The sequence below is a fragment of the Vibrio sp. CCUG 15886 genome (genome assembly GCF_028570825.1).
In the GTDB taxonomy this organism is placed as follows: domain Bacteria; phylum Pseudomonadota; class Gammaproteobacteria; order Enterobacterales; family Vibrionaceae; genus Vibrio; species Vibrio vulnificus_B.
This window is the reverse complement of record NZ_JAQQBT010000008.1, coordinates 109,620-127,326: the sequence shown is the minus strand read 5'-3', so window position 1 is coordinate 127,326 and position 17,707 is coordinate 109,620. Positions and strand designations below refer to the sequence as shown.

The window sequence follows — 17,707 nt, the reverse complement described above, 5'->3', positions numbered from 1 at the left end:
ATTGTAACCTATGTAACTGGTTGATTGACAGGTGCTTTATTCACCCAACAACTTTTGTAACAAAACGCCATTAAGCATAGCGCGTTTAATCATGGCAAACGCGCCCATCGTTGGTTGTTTATCGATCTGCGATGCGACAATAGGCAGTTGATTATGGAAGGTTTTTAGTGATTGGTTTTCGACATTACGTTGAATCGCAGGGAAAACAATGTCTTTCGCGGCAGTAATATCACCAGCGATGACAATTTTTTGTGGGTTAAACAAGTTAATGGTGATCGCAATCGCTTTGCCTAACTGATTGCCCACTCGAACTAAGCTTTGTTGCGCCAGTTCATCGCCTTCTAGAGCGTGGTTACAGACGTCCTGAATGGTAATGTGGTCCAGTTTTGCTAGTGATGACTCATAACCTTGCGCGATCAGTTTTTTCACACGCTGAATAATTGCTGGGTTTGCTGCAACGGTCTCAAGGCAGCCGAAGTTACCACATTGGCATTGTTCACCAAGAGGGTCGATTTGAATATGGCCAATCTCACCAACGTTGCGGTTGAAGCCAAGGAAAACTTGTCCGTTAACGATGATACCAGCACCGGTACCGCGGTGAACACTGACGAGAATCGAGTCTTGGCAGTCCTGACTGGCTCCAAAATAGTGTTCAGCTAATGCCATGCCACGCACGTCGTTGCCAACGAAGCATTCAATGCCAAATTTTTCACGAATGATTTCGCCTAAAGCGAGTTTATCGATATCCGTGTTAGGCATGTACTCAACTACACCGGTTGTCGGGTTAACGAGACCTGGGAGCGTAATGCCGATAGCGATAAGTTGATCAATTTTATCTTGGCTACGGCTAATAAAGTCTTTCAGCAAAGCAGTAAGACCTTGCTGCAGATCGGATTGATTGGTGTAACGAAAATCGTGCTGATCTTGTGCTAGTGCCGTGCCACCTAAATCGTAGAGGCAAAATTGCACGTAGTCGCGACCAAGACGCACAGCAACAGAGTGGAAGGGTTTGACCTCTGTTGTTAATGAGATTGCACGTCGACCGCCTGTGGAGGCTTGTTGTGCAACCTCTTTGATCAATCCCCGCTCAAGGAGTTGGCGAGTGATTTTTGTGACACTGGCAGGTGCCAGTTGACTGACATCTGCCACTTGTATGCGGGAGATAGGTCCTTGTTGATCAATCAATCTGTAGACAGCTGCGCTGTTCAGTTGTTTTACTAAGTCTACGTTACCTATCTGTCCGCCATTCATTCTTAATTTTGCTCGTATTGTCCGTTAACAACCGTCGCTTTAACATTGAAGTCTCGATCGAATATCGTCAGGTTTGCAATGTAACCTTTCTTAATTCGGCCTAGCTGCGCGTCTACACCAATTGCTTTTGCTGGGTAGAGAGTCGCCATTCGTAGAGCTTCATCTAAAGCGATTCCGACATGTTCAACCGTATTCTGGACCGCTTCGATCATCGTCAACGCTGAACCGCCTAATGTGCCATTTTCATCAACACATTTGCCATCTCGGTAATATACTTTCTTACCAACAAAAATAAAGTAATCCATGTTAGCGCCTGCAGGAGCTGTGGCATCGGTCACTAATACAAGCTTCTCGCCTTTGATCTTGTGCGCAATTCTGATGTTTGCATAGTCAACGTGGAAACCGTCTGCAATGATGCCAGCATACACATCAGGTGTATCGTAAATGGCACCAACCACGCCGGGCTCACGGCCAACCATCGGTGTCATGGCATTGAACAAGTGCGTGGCGAAGGTGATGCCAGCTTCAAAGCCTTTACGCGCCTCTGCGTAAGTGGCGTTAGTGTGGCCGATAGAAACAACGATGCCCGCGTTGCGCAGTTTTTCAATGTGTTCAGGATCGTTTAGCTCAGGAGCAAGAGTCACTTTGGCTACGACATCCGCGTTTTCGCAAATAAAGTCCACCATGCTGGTGTCAGAAGGACGAATGTAATCCACGCTGTGAATGCCTTTTTTCATCACATTAAGGTAAGGACCTTCAAGGTGTAAACCAAGTGATTGGTTTTGATATTGGGCATGGTAATCACGTGCGGCAGAAATGGCAGAGCGCATGTCTTCATCTGATGAAGTGATTAGCGTTGGCAGAAAGCTGGTACAGCCGGACTTTAAGTTCGCCTTGTGCATGATTTGCATCGTTTCTGCTGTGATTTCGTCATTCAGCATCACACCGCCGCAGCCATTCAACTGTAGATCGATGAAACCTGGACTAACGTTAGCGCCTGCGAGGTCTTTGACTTCAATTCCAGAGGGTAGATCCGCTGCTGGTACGATCGATTGGATCAAATCATTTTCGATGATGAGAGCGTGTTCAGAGAGAACATCACTTCCTGTATAGATTTTACAGTTAGTTAGCGCGTACATATTCAGCTAATCCTTATCAAATGAGATTTAAATTCGTTTCATTTACGGTTCCTTAGACAGCGATTCATCCAATATATTGGACACTTAGTTTGTGTCGCTGAATTAGGCCGTAAAGGCGGTACAGCAAGCATTGGCAAGATAAACTCTAAGCAACGTAAGATGCTGAAAATTCGTTATTTTGATAGTATTTTAAGCGATTCTTTATGCCAGTCTATGGTTTTATTCCATTGTGGCTAGGCAAAAAACGAGATTCGTTTATCACTAAAAGTCTGAGAATTTTATCGCCAATTCACCATTTTTTTGAATGATAAAATAAGTTTTATGATCTCGCTAGCAAAAACCTTTGGGAAGGGCAAAATCTGGTGATTATGATCACAAACAAAGAGGTTTTAATTTGCGGAGCAAAATTAATGTCATAAACTGGAAAAGACTAAATTGGACGACTAAAAAAAGTCTTCCAAAAAATGAAAATCCTATAGGGGGAACTTAAGGTGAATATTCTTGGATACGCGCAAAAGTTAGGTAAAGCTCTTATGCTACCTATCGCAACGCTACCAGTTGCGGCGCTCTTACTACGTTTGGGTCAAGGCGACCTGTTAGATATCCCATTCATGGCGCAAGCTGGTGGTGCTATCTTTGGTCAACTTCCTCTTCTATTCGGTCTTGGTATCGCGATTGGTCTTTCTAAAGACGGTCAAGGTGCTGCAGGTCTAGCAGGTGCAGTGGCGTACTTTGTACTAACTGCAACAGCAACAACAATCGATGCTTCTATCAACATGTCGTTCTTTGGCGGTATCATTGGTGGTATCATCGCTGGTCACTCATACAACGCTTTCCATGCTACACGTCTTCCTGAGTGGTTGGCATTCTTCTCTGGCAAACGTCTAGTGCCTATTATGGCAGGTCTATTCTCACTGGTTGCTGGTGCAGTTGCTGGTGTGGTTTGGCCTTCAATCCAAGGCGGTCTTGATGCTCTAGCACACGCGGTATCGACTTCTGGTGCTGTAGGTCAATTCGTTTACGGTACTCTAAACCGTGCACTAATTCCTGTTGGTCTTCACCACGTTCTTAACTCATACTTCTGGTTCGGTATGGGTACGTGTCAAGAGATCCTAGTAACAGGTGCTCAAGCAGCTGGTCAAGCTCTACCTGCTCTACAACAGCTTTGTGTAGACCCAGCACTAGCGAAAACTCTTGTTGCTGGCCAAACTCACACATTTGAGTTTGCTAACGCTGTAACTCCTGAAATCACTGCAACAGTGAAAGAAGTAACTGAAACAGTGAAATCTGGTGACCTACACCGCTTCTTCGGTGGTGACAAAGGCGCTGGCGTATTCATGAACGGCTTCTTCCCTGTGATGATGTTTGGTCTACCAGGTGCTGCGCTAGCGATGTACCTAGCAGCTCCAGCAGAAAAACGTAGCCAAGTTGGTGGTGCACTGTTCTCTGTAGCGTTCTGTTCATTCCTAACCGGTATCACAGAGCCACTAGAATTCATGTTCGTGTTCCTAGCTCCAGCACTATACGCTCTACACGCTGTGTTCACTGGTCTAGCGCTAGTTGTAGCAAACATGTTCGGCACGCTACATGGCTTTGGTTTCTCAGCAGGTCTAATCGACTTCCTATTGAACTGGGGTCTAGCAACTAAGCCATTCGTACTGCTACTAATCGGTCTAGCTTTCGGTGCTCTATACTTCTTCACTTTCTTCTTCGCAATCCGCGCATTCAATCTGAAATCGCCAGGTCGTGAAGATGATGATTCTGAAACAAGTGCGGCTTCTGGTGATGCAAAGAGTGGTGACCTAGCTCGTCAATACCTAAAAGCACTAGGTGGTCACGAGAACCTTACATCAATCGATGCATGTATCACTCGTCTACGTCTAACGCTTAAAGACCGCTCTGTCGCTGACGAAGCAGTACTTAAGAAACTGGGTGCTAAAGGTGTGGTTAAGCTTGGCGAAAACAACCTACAAGTTATCCTTGGTCCTCTAGCTGAAATCGTTGCGGGTGAAATGAAAGCAATCGGTGTCAACGAAGACCTATCAGAAGTGAAACTGCCTTAATAGCAATCACTCTGAATGATATGAAAAGCCTCCTTCGGGAGGCTTTTTCTGTTTTGGCACTCTATCTTGGTCTTTTCAGACAAATAATCCCATTTAAACGCGAGATCTTATTGTCTAATGGCACAGAATTGTGGATCATTAACGGCAGTTTGCTCTGAAGTTGCGTTGACGCTTCAGAGCTAAGTTTTCTCTGAACAATACTAAAACAAACTTGAGGTGCTTTAGATGAGTGAAGCTGATGCTCGTCCATCAAACTTTATTCGTCAGATCATTGATAAAGATCTGGCGGATGGCAAACACACGAGTGTGCATACACGATTCCCACCGGAGCCAAATGGCTACCTACACATCGGCCATGCAAAATCGATCTGTTTGAACTTTGGTATTGCTCAGGACTATCAGGGTAAGTGTAATCTTCGTTTCGACGATACCAACCCTGAGAAAGAAGACATCGAATACGTTGAGTCGATCAAAAATGATGTGAGCTGGTTAGGCTTTGAATGGGATGATGAGATCTGTTACTCATCGAACTATTTCGACAAGCTTTACGAGTATGCAGTGGAACTGATTAACAAAGGCTTAGCGTACGTTGATGAGCTAAGTCCAGAGCAGATCCGTGAATACCGTGGTACGTTGACTGCGCCAGGTAAGCCTAGCCCTTATCGCGATCGTTCTGTGGAAGAAAACCTTGCGCTGTTTGAAAAAATGCGCGATGGCGGTTTTGAAGAAGGTAAAGCGTGTCTTCGTGCGAAGATTGACATGGCATCGTCGTTCATGGTTATGCGCGATCCTGTTCTTTACCGCGTGCGTTTTGCGTCTCACCACCAGACAGGTGACAAATGGTGCATTTACCCAATGTACGACTTTACGCACTGTATTTCAGATGCGTTAGAAGGCATTACGCACTCAATTTGTACTCTTGAGTTTATGGACAACCGTCGTTTGTACGACTGGGTTCTCGACAACATCACCATTGATTGCCGTCCTCATCAGTACGAGTTCAGCCGTCTGAACCTTGAATACACAGTAATGTCTAAGCGTAAGCTCAACCAGTTGGTGACTGAGAAGTTGGTTAATGGCTGGGATGACCCACGTATGCCGACGATCTCTGGTTTACGCCGTCGCGGTTTCACACCTGCGTCAATTCGCGAGTTTTGTAAGCGTATTGGTGTGACGAAGCAAGAAAACATGATCGAGTTTAGTTCATTGGAATCTTGCATCCGTGATGATTTGAATGAAAATGCCCCTCGTGCAATGGCGGTGTTGGATCCTGTTAAGCTAGTGATTGAAAACTTCCCTGCAGGCGAAGTAGAAAATCTGACGGTTGCTAACCATCCAAATAAGCCAGAAATGGGTGAGCGTGAAGTTCCGTTTAGCCGTGAAATTTGGATCGAGCGTGAAGATTTCCGCGAAGAAGCAAACAAGAAGTACAAACGTTTGGTTCTTGGCAGTGAAGTACGTCTGCGTGGCGCGTACGTGATTAAAGCTGAGCGTGTTGAGAAAGACGACGAAGGTAATATCACGACTATCTTCTGTACTTACGATTCAGAGACTTTGGGTGTTAACCCTGCGGATGGCCGTAAAGTACGTGGTGTAATTCACTGGGTATCGGCGGATAAAGGTGTTCCTGCTGAAATTCGTCTATACGATCGTCTATTCACGGTACCAAATCCAGCAGCCGCAGATGACTTTGCTTCAACCATCAATCCGGAATCTTTAACGGTGATGAATGGCTTTGTTGAGCCAAGCTTAGTGGAAGCAGAAGCTGAAAAAGGCTATCAGTTTGAGCGTATGGGTTACTTCTGTGCGGATTCTAAAGACTCCTCTAAAGAGCATTTAGTTTTCAACCGTACTGTAGGTCTACGTGATACTTGGGCGAAGATTGAAGCGAAATAAGCGCTATTAAGCTAAGAAAAACCCAACTCATTGAGTTGGGTTTTTTGTAGGCGCAACAAAAAGCCAGCAATATGCTGGCTTTTAAGATCTATCGAGCGTCGATATTAGTTCTTACGTTTATGTGCGTCTGGATTACCCTTGCATGAGCCATCGCCACACTTGCCGTAAAGGTAGAGGCTGTGGTTTGTCAGTTGAACATTATAAGCGGCGGCGATTTCTTTTTGGCGCTCTTCAATAATGTCATCTGAGAACTCAATAACTTCACCGCAGTCGAGACAAACTAGGTGATCATGGTGATGTTGAGTCGAAAGTTCAAATACCGATTTACCGCCTTCAAAGTGGTGGCGAGTAACAATACCGGCATCATCAAACTGGTTCAACACTCGATATACTGTCGCAAGGCCAATCTCTTCGCCAAGATCAATCAGCTTCTTATAAAGGTCTTCAGCACTGATGTGTTGGCAATCCGGTTGCTGTAGTACTTCTAAAATTTTCAGCCTTGGAAGGGTAACTTTAAGACCAGCATCCTTTAGCGCTTGGTTATTGTCTGACATATACTTTCCCGTTGATGATCTGCCGCGATTAACAGAATTCAATATTCTGAACATTATAGGTTAACCAGAGATAACAATAAACCACGAACTTCAAAGGGTTACTATATTCTTTTTGTAAATTCGCGTTAGGTCGCTTATATTGCTCATCTGACCAGTTACAATTTAATAACAATTTGCAAAGAGAGCAAGGAAGGCATGAACAAGCAACTCGCGAAGATCTACAAACCGGGAATGGTTAAGTTTGCTTTAAACATTTGGCCGCCATTTTGGGGGGCAGGAATTCGCATTTTACGCATAAGTGATGATTTCCGTACGGTTGAAATGAGACTGAAATTGCGCTGGTGGAACAAAAACGCCAATCGTACCCAGTATGGCGGCAGTATTTTCTCTTTAACGGATCCAGTTTACTCATTAATGCTGATGGGGATCTTGGGGGAGGAGTACTATGTCTGGGACAAGGAAGCGAGCATTAACTTTATTCAACCTGGGAAAAGTGATCTCTTTGCTAAGTTTGAGATCTGCCAATCGGTGTTAGATGAGATTTACTCCGTGACCAAGAGAGGGGAGAAGTGCTTTCCTGAATTTGTCATCCATGTCAAAGATGCACAAGGGAACGTAGTTTCGGAAGTTCAGCGTAAGTTGTATGTACGCAAAAAGCCGCAATATCGAGAAGAAGTCATCGTGACAAACTAAAAAAACCTCCCGAAGGAGGTTTTTCATCATTAGTCTTCAAGCTCTGCGAGGCACATTTCTTCGTAGATCTGTTCAACCCAGTTTTTCACACGTTCTTCGGTGAGTTCTGGTTGGCGATCTTCATCAATGCATAAACCGACGAATAGGCTGTCATCACCAGCAACTAAGGCTTTTGACGCTTCGAACTCATAGCTCTCAGTTGAAGTGTGGCCTAGGATAGTGCCGCCTTTTGCTTCTACGATATCGCGAACGGTGCCCATTGCGTCACAGAAATATTCTGCGTAGTCCTCTTGGTCGCCACAACCAAAAATGGCCACTAGTTTCGTCGAGAAATCGATTTTCTCTAACTCTGGGAAAAAGTCATCCCAATCACACTGAGCTTCACCGTAGTACCAAGTTGGGATGCCTAAAAGCAGTAGGTCGAAGTTGTCGATATCTTCTTTACTACTTTTTGCGATGTCTTGTACGTGAACGAGTTTTTTACCTAGTTGCTTTTGAATCATCTTAGCAACGGCTTCGGTGTTGCCTGTGTCGCTGCCGAAGAAGATACCTACACTTGCCATAGAGTTTATACCTTTAATAATGTCTGTTGTTGGCACGGATGCTGTGATTTAACCCAGCCCTGTGCCTTCCCAGCTAAGCTGAATAATACCTTTTGCGATAAAACCGGCACAGCCAAGGAAGAGCACTAGCCACACAATACGACGACCAAATACCGGAACATTTCCCTGGTTTAATACGTCTTTTATCGCCATACCAATAAGAAAGAAGATAGACGCAAAAAGAAGATCGAGTCCAATCGATTCCAGCATGTTCATGTAGTCGTAGAGCATAGTGTTCCTTTAATGCCAATTTAGCTTGCGCGCACTATATCACTCTTACGCCATAAAGTTAATGCACACAAAGTGGGGATATCCCAATAAAACTTGGCGATTTTTCGTATTTGTTAACTAGAAATAAATTTTCTGATCGCACGAAGGACTTCTGCTGGTTTTTCCGCGTGCAGCCAATGCCCAGTACCAGCGATAACGTGCGCTTTTGCTCGACTAAACTGCTGCTGAACCAAGCTTTGATGCTCTGTCGTCAAATAGTCAGAATCGCCTCCTTTGACAAATAAGGTGGGAATGTTGGTTTGCTCTATCGGTGTCCAACCTAATATTGAATCGTAGTTAGCGATAAGGGCGTCGACATTGAAGCGCCATGCCAAATGATTGCCTTCTTTGTACAATGACTTGGCAAGAAACTGTCGAACGCCATCGAGTTCAATGTGTTGCGCGAGTAATTGCAACGCCTCATGGCGTGATGTTGGCTTCTGTTCCATGACCGCGTGCAGTCCGTTAAAAACATTATCATGACGCCTTTGTTGGTACGCGACGGGGGCCATGTCTAACACGATCAACTGAGTGACGAGATTGGGCGCGAGATTGGCCATTTCCATCGCGACTTTGCCACCCATTGAATGGCCGATAACAATCGCTTTATCGATACCTATTGCGCTTAGCGTGTCGATAACATCTTGAGCCATGAGCGTGTAATCGTGTTGTTGAGACTTAAAAGATAAGCCATGGTTACGTAGGTCTAAGCTGATGACACGATGATCTTGTGAGAGATCTCGCGCGAGTAGACCTAAGTTACTTAAACTGCCGAACAAGCCGTGTAGCAAAACAATGGCTTGACCGTCACCTTCGAGTTTGTAATTGAGCAATGCTGACATTTTATCTTGTTCGTGATGGGTTTAACGTGGAGTATCCGCGAGGATCTCGTTATAATCCCCCAGAGTTTAAACATTGAGATTGTGAAAAGCGAATGAAAACAATTGAGGTTGATGAGGATCTATACCGTTACATTGCGAGTCAAACCCAACATATTGGCGAAAGTGCATCGGATATTTTGCGCCGCTTATTGAATGTGGATGGACGTCAGACTGTTGCCCCTATTACGATAGAACCGAAAGGCATCGTAGTAAGCAAAGATGCAGGCAAAGACACTCAACTTGATGGCGTAAAAGAGATGCGCTCACTATTAATTTCGGATGAGTTTGCCTCATTAAAGAAAGCCATCGATCGATTTATGCTTGTGCTGAGCACGCTACATCGAATCAACCCTGAGTCGTTTGCTCAAGCGACAAAAGTGAAAGGTCGTAAGCGTGTTTATTTCGCCGACAATGAGGCGACATTGCTAGAAAATGGCAATACGACGAAACCAAAATCCATTCCAGGCACGGGTTTTTGGGTCATCACCAATAACAACACCAGCCGTAAGAGACAAATGGTGGAGCAAGTGATGGTGCATATGGAATTCCAGCCTGATTTAATTGAAAAAGTAACAGGTTCAATTTAAGAAACCTGATAGAAGCCTCATAATGCGCAAGATTATGCCGATATTATGAGGCTTTTTTGTTTGAGTATATTTTAAGAAAGGATGTCATTAATGGCTATGCACCCTCGTGCAGGGCAGAAAGCTCTGCAAGAAGATCTTCACAATATCCCAGCACTCGTTGCTAATTATTTCCTCCTTCAACCCGATCCAACAAACCCAGCACACAAAGTCGAGTTTGGTACGTCAGGGCATCGTGGTTGTGCGGATAAATCCACTTTTAACGAACATCATATTTTAGCGATTGCTCAAGCGGTGGCTGAAGTACGTGCAGAGCAAGGGACAACGGGTCCTCTTTTTGTGGGTAAAGATACGCATGCGTTGTCTGAGCCAGCGTTTTCTACCGTTGTTGAAGTGCTGATTGCCAATGGCGTGACCGTGATTGTACAAGAACAAAATGGCTATACCCCAACTCCGGGTATTTCTCATGCGATCCTGACATACAACTTACAACACGAAGAAAAAGCAGACGGTATTGTGATCACTCCGTCTCATAACCCACCACAAGATGGCGGTATCAAATACAATCCGACTCATGGTGGCCCCGCTGAAGGCGAGCTAACACAGCGAATTGAGAATCGTGCAAACGTACTCATCGCAGAGGGGTTGCAAGGTGTTAAGCGTATGCCTTTGGCGCAAGCAAAAGCGTCATCGCTGTTTGTAGAGCAAGATCTGGTCAAACCTTATGTCGATGACTTGGTGAATGTGATCGATATGGCTGCCATCCAAAAAGCAGGCCTGAAACTGGGTGTCGATCCTCTTGGCGGCAGTGGCATTGATTATTGGCGTCAGATTGGTAAAGCATACAATTTAGATCTTACTTTAGTGAGTGAAGCCATTGACCCTTCTTTCCAGTTTATGTCATTGGATAAAGATGGTGTGGTGCGTATGGACTGCTCTTCTCCCTACGCAATGGCTGGATTGCTGGCGCTAAAAGATCAGTATGATCTCGCGTTTGGTAATGACCCAGATTACGATCGCCATGGTATTGTCACGCCAACAAAAGGCTTGATGAATCCGAACCACTTCTTAGCTGTTTGTATTGATTATCTATACCGTCATCGTCAAGGTTGGGCTGCGGATGTGGCAGTGGGTAAAACCCTAGTTTCTAGCGCCATGATTGACCGAGTGGTGGCCGATCTTGGCCGTGAGCTATGTGAAGTACCGGTTGGCTTTAAATGGTTTGTGGATGGGTTGTACAACGGTAAGTTTGGCTTTGGTGGCGAAGAGAGTGCGGGAGCCTCATTCTTGCGCCAAGATGGTACACCATGGTCGACAGACAAAGATGGCATCATTCTTTGTTTACTGGCTGCGGAAATCACCGCAGTGACTGGTAAAAACCCGCAGCAATATTATGACGAGCTGGCGGCTAAACACGGTGAGTCTCAGTACAGCCGAATCCAAGCCGTTGCCAATGGTCCTCAGAAAGAGGTACTGAAGAAGCTCTCTGCTGAAATGGTGAAGGCGGAAACTTTAGCTGGTGATGAGATTACCGCGAGACTGACCCATGCACCTGGTAATGGCGCAGCGATTGGTGGTCTAAAAGTGACAACTGCGAACGGTTGGTTTGCTGCGCGTCCATCGGGTACTGAAGATATCTATAAGATCTATTGTGAGAGCTTCAAAGGCGCAGAGCACCTCAAACAAATTGAGTTGGAAGCGCAAGAGATTGTCAATCAAGTCTTTGCCGAAGCAGGTCTATAATTCTTTACGGCTGATAATGGCTTTCCGATGATAATAAAAATCCCAAACACAGTGTTTGGGATTTTTATTGTCGGAATAAAATTAAATTCATATGTCGAATGTATCTGTTTGATTCATTCTTGCTGTTTATTTTAATGATTTTTTTCGAAATTGAGTTAGATCATTAAATAATGAAACTCTGCTCTGTTTCGATTAAAATTTTTAAACCATGATTAAGTTTAAAAAATTAAACAACTATTGGTTTGAATTGGTGATTTTGCTCGAAAATAACTCACGTTAATTCAGGTTAAATTTGATTCAGATCGCTTTTAGTTTGTTCAATTTAAGTTTAAAAATGTTTACTCATACTTGTTGAAGTAACTCTAAAGGAGTATTTTTTTGTCATTGAGTTTAAATATGTAAACTGACTATGATGAGTGTAAAACAAGTACGATTTACTAACGAAGACAGAGAAGCGCTGAAAAGCTACTACCGTCTTGCGGACACCATTGCGGATCTCATAGGTCCTCACTGTGAAGTGGTGATTCATTCTTTTGAAAGTCTTGAAAACTCAGTGGTTAAAATCGTCAATGGTCATCATACAGGACGAAAAATCGGCTCACCAATTACCGACCTTGGGCTTCGTATGTGGAGTCGTTTTGAAAAAACGGGAGAAGTGTCACCGAAGAGTTATTTCACCAACTCGGCGGATGGCTCGTTACTAAAATCGACAACATGTGTGCTTGATGGACCCAATAAAAAACCTATTGGTATGTTATGTATCAATATGAATCTCTCTTTTCCGTTTCCTGAGATCATCAAAACCTTACTTCCTCAATGTACGTCGACCAATTCCTTGGTTCATGAAAATTTCAGTAATAACGCGAATGACGTTATTCAACAAGCACTCGCGTCAGCAATAAGTGAAATAGAGAACAACACATCAATTACGACAAAAGGTCGTAATAAAGCCATTGTTCGCAATCTTTTTGAAAATGGTATTTTTGAATTAAAAGAGACGACGACACAGATATCAGAAAGCTTGGGGATCAGTCGCCAAGCTATTTATAAATTTATTCGAGAATTTAAATCAGAATAGTTCGTTAATTAAGGAGTTTAACGTGAAAGAAATTATATCCACACCAGCAGCCCCTGCGGCCATTGGCCCATATTCGCAAGGAACCATTTATGGAGAGGTGGTTTACACCTCAGGCCAGCTTCCATTAGTTCCAGAAACAATGCAATTTGTTGAAGGTGGGATTAAGGAACAAGCAAAACAGTCGTTGGATAACCTGAAAGCGGTATTGGAAGCTAGTGGTGCTGGGCTCGATAGCGTACTGAAAACCACTTGCTTTCTTTCCGATATGGAAAACTTCGCTGCATTTAATGAGGTGTACACGGAGGTGTTTGGTACTGAGAATGCACCAGCGCGCTCGTGCGTCGAAGCGGCACGACTGCCAAAAGACGCGTTAGTTGAAATTGAAGCCATTGCCTACAAAAAGTAACGGCCATCCGGAAACCATGAGCATCAATAGGAGACTCTCATGAGCTTATCATTTATCGCATTAAGCGTATTGTTCTTCGGGTTCTACGCGTTACTTGCGAACTTTAAAAAACAGAAGAAAAGCTTTAACTTCCGCGTACTGAGTGCGCTTGCTGCTGGTCTGTTATTTGGCGGCGCGATTCAACTCGTATTCGGTGTTGGCAACGTTGCTACCGCAGGATTTGCCGAGCTGATTTCTGTGTTTGGCAAAGGCTACATCAAGCTACTGCAAATGATCGTGATTCCACTGGTCTTCGTTGCCATGATTTCGTCAATCATGAACGTAGAGGGCGGTGGCGCTCTATCTCGTATCGCGCCCAAAATCATCGGTATTCTACTTTTCACTTGTGCTATCTCCGCCGCTGTGGGCATCGCAAGTATTTACCTATTCGGTATCGATGCCAATGCGCTTGTGAGTACAATTGGTACCAACAGCGCCATTGAAGCGCGTGGCAATGCTTTGGTTGCAACCCAGAGTGCAATGGCCAGCAGTGGCTTATCTGGCATGGCGTTATCCATTATCCCAACCAATATTTTCGACATGCTAACGGGCTCTCAGCGCACTTCAACGCTATCGACGGTACTGTTCGGTATGTTCCTTGGCTACTGTATCCTGCAAGTGAAAAACCGTAAGCCGGAGAAAGTGCAAAACTTCGTTGATTTCATCAATGCTGCCAAAGAAGTGGTGCTTTCAATGGTACGTGAGATTCTCAAGCTGACGCCTTACGGTGTGTTTGCTCTGATGACCACGTTCATGATGACCAACGATTTGTTCGCACTGGCAGAAATGGGGCGCTTCCTACTTGCAAGTTACGTGGCCATTGGTGTGATGTTTGCTATCCACTTCGTGATGGTGTCTATGTTTGGTCTATCGCCTGCGAAGTTCATGAAGAAGACTTGGCCTGTACTCGTCTTTGGTTTTGGGTCTCGCTCAAGTATGGCTGCTATTCCACTCAACGTAGAAACGCAAACTCAGCGTTTGGGTGTGGATGAAGAAACGGCAAATATGTCAGCAACATTTGGTACCAGTATCGGCCAGAATGGGTGTGCGGGTATCTACCCTGCAATGCTTGCAATCATGGCGTCTCAAGTGATGGGCATTCCAGTTGATTTAAGTTTTGTACTACAGCTGATCGCCGTTATCGCTATTGCGTCATTCGGCATTGCCGGTGTGGGTGGCGGTGCAACGTTCGCAGCAGTGGCGGTACTAACCATTATGGGCCTTGATATCACGGTGGTAGCGATTCTAGTTTCGATCGAAGCATTAATCGATATGGCTCGTACTGCGCTTAACATCTCTGGTTCAATGCTGTCTGGTGTGCTTACCGCGAAGAAGAATGGCTCGTTAAATCTTGAGCAATACAACGCAGAGAATGGCGCAACAGCGACCAAAGAAGCGGCGGTGTAATGTGTAAACGAAATGGAGAGCACCCATAAGGGTGCTCTTCGGTTTTCCTAAGTTCAGTTTATTTAGGTAGTAAATATGAAAGTTGTTGTCGTAGGCGGTAGCGCCGCTGGGATGAGTTTTGCTGCAAAGTACAAGCGTAATCAGCCGTCGGATGAAGTGATTGTGCTGGATAAGCGAGATTACATCTCATTTGGTGCGTGTGGCTTACCTTACTTTGCTGGTGGCATGTTTGATGACACCGAGCGTATGATTTCTCGTACGCCAGAACAGGCGATTAAATCTGGCTTGGATGTGCGCATTGAAACCGAAATGGTGGCTTTAGATCGAATTGAAAAGCAGATCACGGTTCGCCATCAAGGTGAAGAAACCATTTTAGATTACGATATGCTGGTGATTGCCACTGGTGCTCGTCCAATCATCCCTTCCTTTGGTGAGTTCAACCCAGAGCACGTATACACGTTAACCAGCATGGAAGATGGCTTGGCAGTAAAACAAGCGCTTAAGGACAGCAACAAACAACGCGTTTGCGTGATTGGCGGTGGTTTTATCGGTCTTGAAGTGTTTGATGCCGCGCACTTACTAGGTAAGCATGTCACCATCATTGAACGCGAGCAACATGTCATGAGTCGTCAATTCAGCCCTGAAATGATCGACGTTGTGGAAGGCGCGATTCGTGAATCTGGCGCTGAGCTTAAAACCAGTTGCAGCGTATCGGCCATTCGCGATGCAGAGCAGGGCGGTTATCTTGTCGAAACCGACAACGGCAGCGTCGCGGCAGACGTGGTGATTATGTCCCTGGGCTTCAAACCAAACACAGAAGCGTTCGAGTTACCAAAAGCGGCTAACGGCGCATTGCTTGTCGACGAGTTTGGTGCAACAGAAGATGAGCATATCTACGCGGTTGGTGACTGTGCGGTGGTTCATCATATGGCGCTAGGCAAAACGGTTTATGTTCCTCTAGCGACGACAGCCAACAAACAAGCGCGCATGATGGCGGATAAGCTTGCAGGCAAAGACACTTACATGAATGGTTTCCTAGGCTCATCTTGTTTAAAAGTGTTGGACTACGAACTCGCATGCACTGGCGTATCTGAACTGCTCGCCAAAGAGCATGGCTTAGATGTGAGGGTTTCCACCATTTCAGATAAGAACCAAACCGATTACTACCCAGGCCAAGAAGATATCAAAGTGAAGTTGGTTTACCACCCAGAGACTAAGGTTCTACTTGGCGGTGAGATTGTTGGTAAAAAAGGTGCTGTGGGTCGAATCAACGCGCTAGCGGTTGCGATTACGGCCAAAATGACCACACAACAGCTAGGTTACATGGACTTTTGCTACGCGCCGCCATTTGCACGCACATGGGATGCATTAAATGTGGCTGGCAACGTCGCGAAATAATGGCACAGTACGAAGGGAAGCGATGCTTCCCTTTTTTATATTCCATTATGTGGCCAGTTATCCGGCACGATAAACCAGAACTGGCCACTTTTACTTTGTGCGTGAACAAACCTATCCTGTGGTTCCTGGATTGGCGTGCCAAACTCGCTGGTTCCCACGGCCCAATGGTGTTTTTCCAACGCATAGAGTGGTTCGGGTATCTGAGACCATTGATGGGCAAAACACCAATATCCTTTGATTACCTGCGCATTGAGGGAATATCCCAAGCACTCTTGAGGGATGACTTGATCTAAAAAGGGATTAATGTAGAGCCGCCCTTGCATGAGAAGGTGTTCGCTGCAATTGCGGTATTGGGGATGCGTTGCTAAGAATGCCTCGTTTGAGCTCATCTTCAACTGGTGATTGAGCATATGGCTTAACTTTTTGTCGAGGCGATCTTTCGCATTAGGGCCATACCACAACCCGTCGCACAATAAGTAGAACTTGATCGCCACCTCCCAATGCTGGTAACTCGACTCAGCGGTATTACGCAACATAAAATCGATGGCGCCGAGTGTGCGCTGGTGATCTTTTAGCTGCAATTCTTCTTCAATGAAATCAATCGTCTTGGTGTTTTGAAATAGGGTGCTACATAGGTGTTGATATAAGAAGCCCAATCTCTTGTTACCTTGATAGGGTGGTAAGGCTGATGGCAGGGAGACATCGAGAGGCTGTAACTGAGCAAAAGGTGGTTTCAGTTCAAACAGAGAGGGAGAATGTAATATCCAGTGTAGAAAGCGCAGTTGTGATTCCATCATTGTGCTCGAGGTTGGATCCGATATTGTATTGCCGACAAGCTTGAGTATACACTTTGCGTGTAACTTAAGTCTGGAATCTAAGATGAACAACCTCGAACTAGAAAAAATCTTAAATGAGAAACTGACCCCCCAGTTGATTAAAGATTACTGCCCAAATGGCCTGCAAATCGAAGGCAGTGAGACGATAAAAAAAATCATCACCGGTGTGACCGCTTCTCAAGCGTTAATCGATAAAGCGGTTGAGCTCAATGCCGATGCGCTGCTTGTGCACCACGGCTATTTTTGGAAAGGTGAAGCTGAGCCTATCCGTGGCATGAAAGGAAAACGCGTCCGCACTCTGATTAAAAATGATCTCAACTTATTTGCCTATCACTTGCCTCTCGACATTCACCCGGAGCTCGGTAACAACGCTGAGCTGGCACGTTTGCTTGAGATAAAGGTTGAGGGTGGTTTAGAAGGGCATCCTCAATCCGTGGCCATGTTTGGGCGCCTCAAACAACCGCTTACAGGGGCTGAATTTGCCCAAAAAATAGCATCTGCGCTTAACCGCGAACCTTTGCACATTGCCCCAGAAAATCGCCATAAAATGATTGAAACGGTAGGTTGGTGTACTGGTGGTGGACAAGATTACATTGAGCTTGCTGCACAACATGGCCTAGATGCTTTTATCTCTGGCGAGATTTCAGAGCGAACCACTTACAGTGCCCGAGAGCTAGATATCCATTACTATGCCGCTGGCCATCATGCTACTGAGCGTTACGGAATTAAGGCGCTTGGTGAATGGTTGGTACAACAACACCAATTGGATGTTGAATTTATTGATATCGATAATCCGGTATAGGCCCAATACCATAAAGCCACAAACAAAAAGGGTTGAGACCATGTCTCAACCCTTTTTAGTTTTAA

Annotated in this window: 17 protein-coding genes; 10 read left to right on the top strand and 7 right to left on the bottom strand. The window is 45.1% G+C overall.

Annotated elements, in window-relative coordinates; translation table 11 throughout:
• Positions 1–36: 36 nt before the first annotated feature.
• Together nagC and nagA are read right to left on the bottom strand one after the other, a co-directional pair.
• Complete coding sequence (nagC, locus tag PQQ36_RS15380) at positions 37–1,251, bottom strand: DNA-binding transcriptional regulator NagC (RefSeq protein ID WP_011149784.1); 1,215 nt, start codon at positions 1,249–1,251, stop codon at positions 37–39.
• A gap of 2 nt (positions 1,252–1,253) precedes the next feature.
• Positions 1,254–2,390: an N-acetylglucosamine-6-phosphate deacetylase gene (nagA, locus tag PQQ36_RS15375; protein WP_013572231.1), complete on the bottom strand. Its 1,137-nt coding sequence runs from the start codon at positions 2,388–2,390 to the stop codon at positions 1,254–1,256.
• 491 nt (positions 2,391–2,881) lie between these two features.
• On the opposite strand from nagA, the gene nagE reads away from it, so the two are divergent.
• Both nagE and glnS read left to right on the top strand, forming a co-directional pair.
• A complete protein-coding gene (gene nagE / locus PQQ36_RS15370; RefSeq protein WP_011078294.1) occupies positions 2,882–4,453 on the top strand; it encodes an N-acetylglucosamine-specific PTS transporter subunit IIBC in 1,572 nt (523 codons plus the stop codon).
• A 225-nt stretch (positions 4,454–4,678) separates the two neighbouring features.
• Entirely contained in the window at positions 4,679–6,349 is a 1,671-nt protein-coding gene (gene glnS / locus PQQ36_RS15365) for a glutamine--tRNA ligase (protein ID WP_225472036.1), read from the top strand.
• 104 nt (positions 6,350–6,453) lie between these two features.
• Here glnS and fcrX read toward each other — a convergent pair whose 3' ends face one another.
• Positions 6,454–6,903 carry a ferric iron uptake transcriptional regulator FcrX gene (gene fcrX, locus PQQ36_RS15360; protein WP_011078292.1) on the bottom strand — a complete coding sequence of 150 codons (450 nt, stop codon included), beginning with the start codon at positions 6,901–6,903 and terminating at the stop codon, positions 6,454–6,456.
• A gap of 195 nt (positions 6,904–7,098) precedes the next feature.
• Between fcrX and PQQ36_RS15355 the strand changes: the two genes are divergently transcribed.
• Complete coding sequence (locus PQQ36_RS15355) at positions 7,099–7,596, top strand: DUF4442 domain-containing protein (protein WP_011078291.1); 498 nt, start codon at positions 7,099–7,101, stop codon at positions 7,594–7,596.
• Positions 7,597–7,625: 29 nt separating this feature from the next.
• On the opposite strand, the gene fldA is transcribed toward PQQ36_RS15355, so the two are convergent.
• From fldA to PQQ36_RS15340, 3 genes are all read right to left on the bottom strand, one after another.
• Positions 7,626–8,159 carry a flavodoxin FldA gene (gene fldA / locus PQQ36_RS15350; protein ID WP_011149787.1) on the bottom strand — a complete coding sequence of 178 codons (534 nt, stop codon included), beginning with the start codon at positions 8,157–8,159 and terminating at the stop codon, positions 7,626–7,628.
• A 48-nt stretch (positions 8,160–8,207) separates the two neighbouring features.
• Positions 8,208–8,429: a DUF2788 domain-containing protein gene (locus tag PQQ36_RS15345; RefSeq protein WP_011078289.1), complete on the bottom strand. Its 222-nt coding sequence runs from the start codon at positions 8,427–8,429 to the stop codon at positions 8,208–8,210.
• Between the two features lie 113 nt (positions 8,430–8,542).
• Entirely contained in the window at positions 8,543–9,310 is a 768-nt protein-coding gene (locus PQQ36_RS15340; protein WP_011078288.1) for an alpha/beta fold hydrolase, read from the bottom strand.
• A gap of 92 nt (positions 9,311–9,402) precedes the next feature.
• Between PQQ36_RS15340 and seqA the strand changes: the two genes are divergently transcribed.
• From seqA to PQQ36_RS15310, 6 genes are all read left to right on the top strand, one after another.
• The gene (gene seqA / locus PQQ36_RS15335) at positions 9,403–9,936 is read left to right on the top strand and encodes a replication initiation negative regulator SeqA (protein WP_011078287.1); all 534 of its coding nucleotides are present in this window, start codon (positions 9,403–9,405) and stop codon (positions 9,934–9,936) included.
• A 90-nt stretch (positions 9,937–10,026) separates the two neighbouring features.
• On the top strand, positions 10,027–11,676 hold the full coding sequence (gene pgm / locus PQQ36_RS15330) for a phosphoglucomutase (alpha-D-glucose-1,6-bisphosphate-dependent) (RefSeq protein ID WP_011078286.1): 1,650 nt from the start codon (positions 10,027–10,029) through the stop codon (positions 11,674–11,676).
• 409 nt (positions 11,677–12,085) lie between these two features.
• Positions 12,086–12,754 (top strand): helix-turn-helix transcriptional regulator, encoded by a 669-nt coding sequence (locus PQQ36_RS15325; protein ID WP_011078285.1) that lies wholly within the window; start codon positions 12,086–12,088, stop codon positions 12,752–12,754.
• Positions 12,755–12,776: 22 nt separating this feature from the next.
• Complete coding sequence (locus PQQ36_RS15320; protein WP_011078284.1) at positions 12,777–13,160, top strand: RidA family protein; 384 nt, start codon at positions 12,777–12,779, stop codon at positions 13,158–13,160.
• A 39-nt stretch (positions 13,161–13,199) separates the two neighbouring features.
• Entirely contained in the window at positions 13,200–14,606 is a 1,407-nt protein-coding gene (locus tag PQQ36_RS15315) for a cation:dicarboxylate symporter family transporter (RefSeq protein WP_011078283.1), read from the top strand.
• Positions 14,607–14,681: 75 nt separating this feature from the next.
• A complete protein-coding gene (locus tag PQQ36_RS15310) occupies positions 14,682–16,004 on the top strand; it encodes a CoA-disulfide reductase (protein WP_045624002.1) in 1,323 nt (440 codons plus the stop codon).
• Positions 16,005–16,039: 35 nt separating this feature from the next.
• Here PQQ36_RS15310 and PQQ36_RS15305 read toward each other — a convergent pair whose 3' ends face one another.
• Positions 16,040–16,801 carry a DUF1853 family protein gene (locus PQQ36_RS15305; RefSeq protein WP_273661772.1) on the bottom strand — a complete coding sequence of 254 codons (762 nt, stop codon included), beginning with the start codon at positions 16,799–16,801 and terminating at the stop codon, positions 16,040–16,042.
• Between the two features lie 82 nt (positions 16,802–16,883).
• Between PQQ36_RS15305 and PQQ36_RS15300 the strand changes: the two genes are divergently transcribed.
• Positions 16,884–17,642, top strand: coding sequence for a Nif3-like dinuclear metal center hexameric protein (locus tag PQQ36_RS15300; protein ID WP_011078280.1), 759 nt, complete (start codon positions 16,884–16,886; stop codon positions 17,640–17,642).
• The last annotated feature ends 65 nt before the right edge of the window (positions 17,643–17,707 follow it).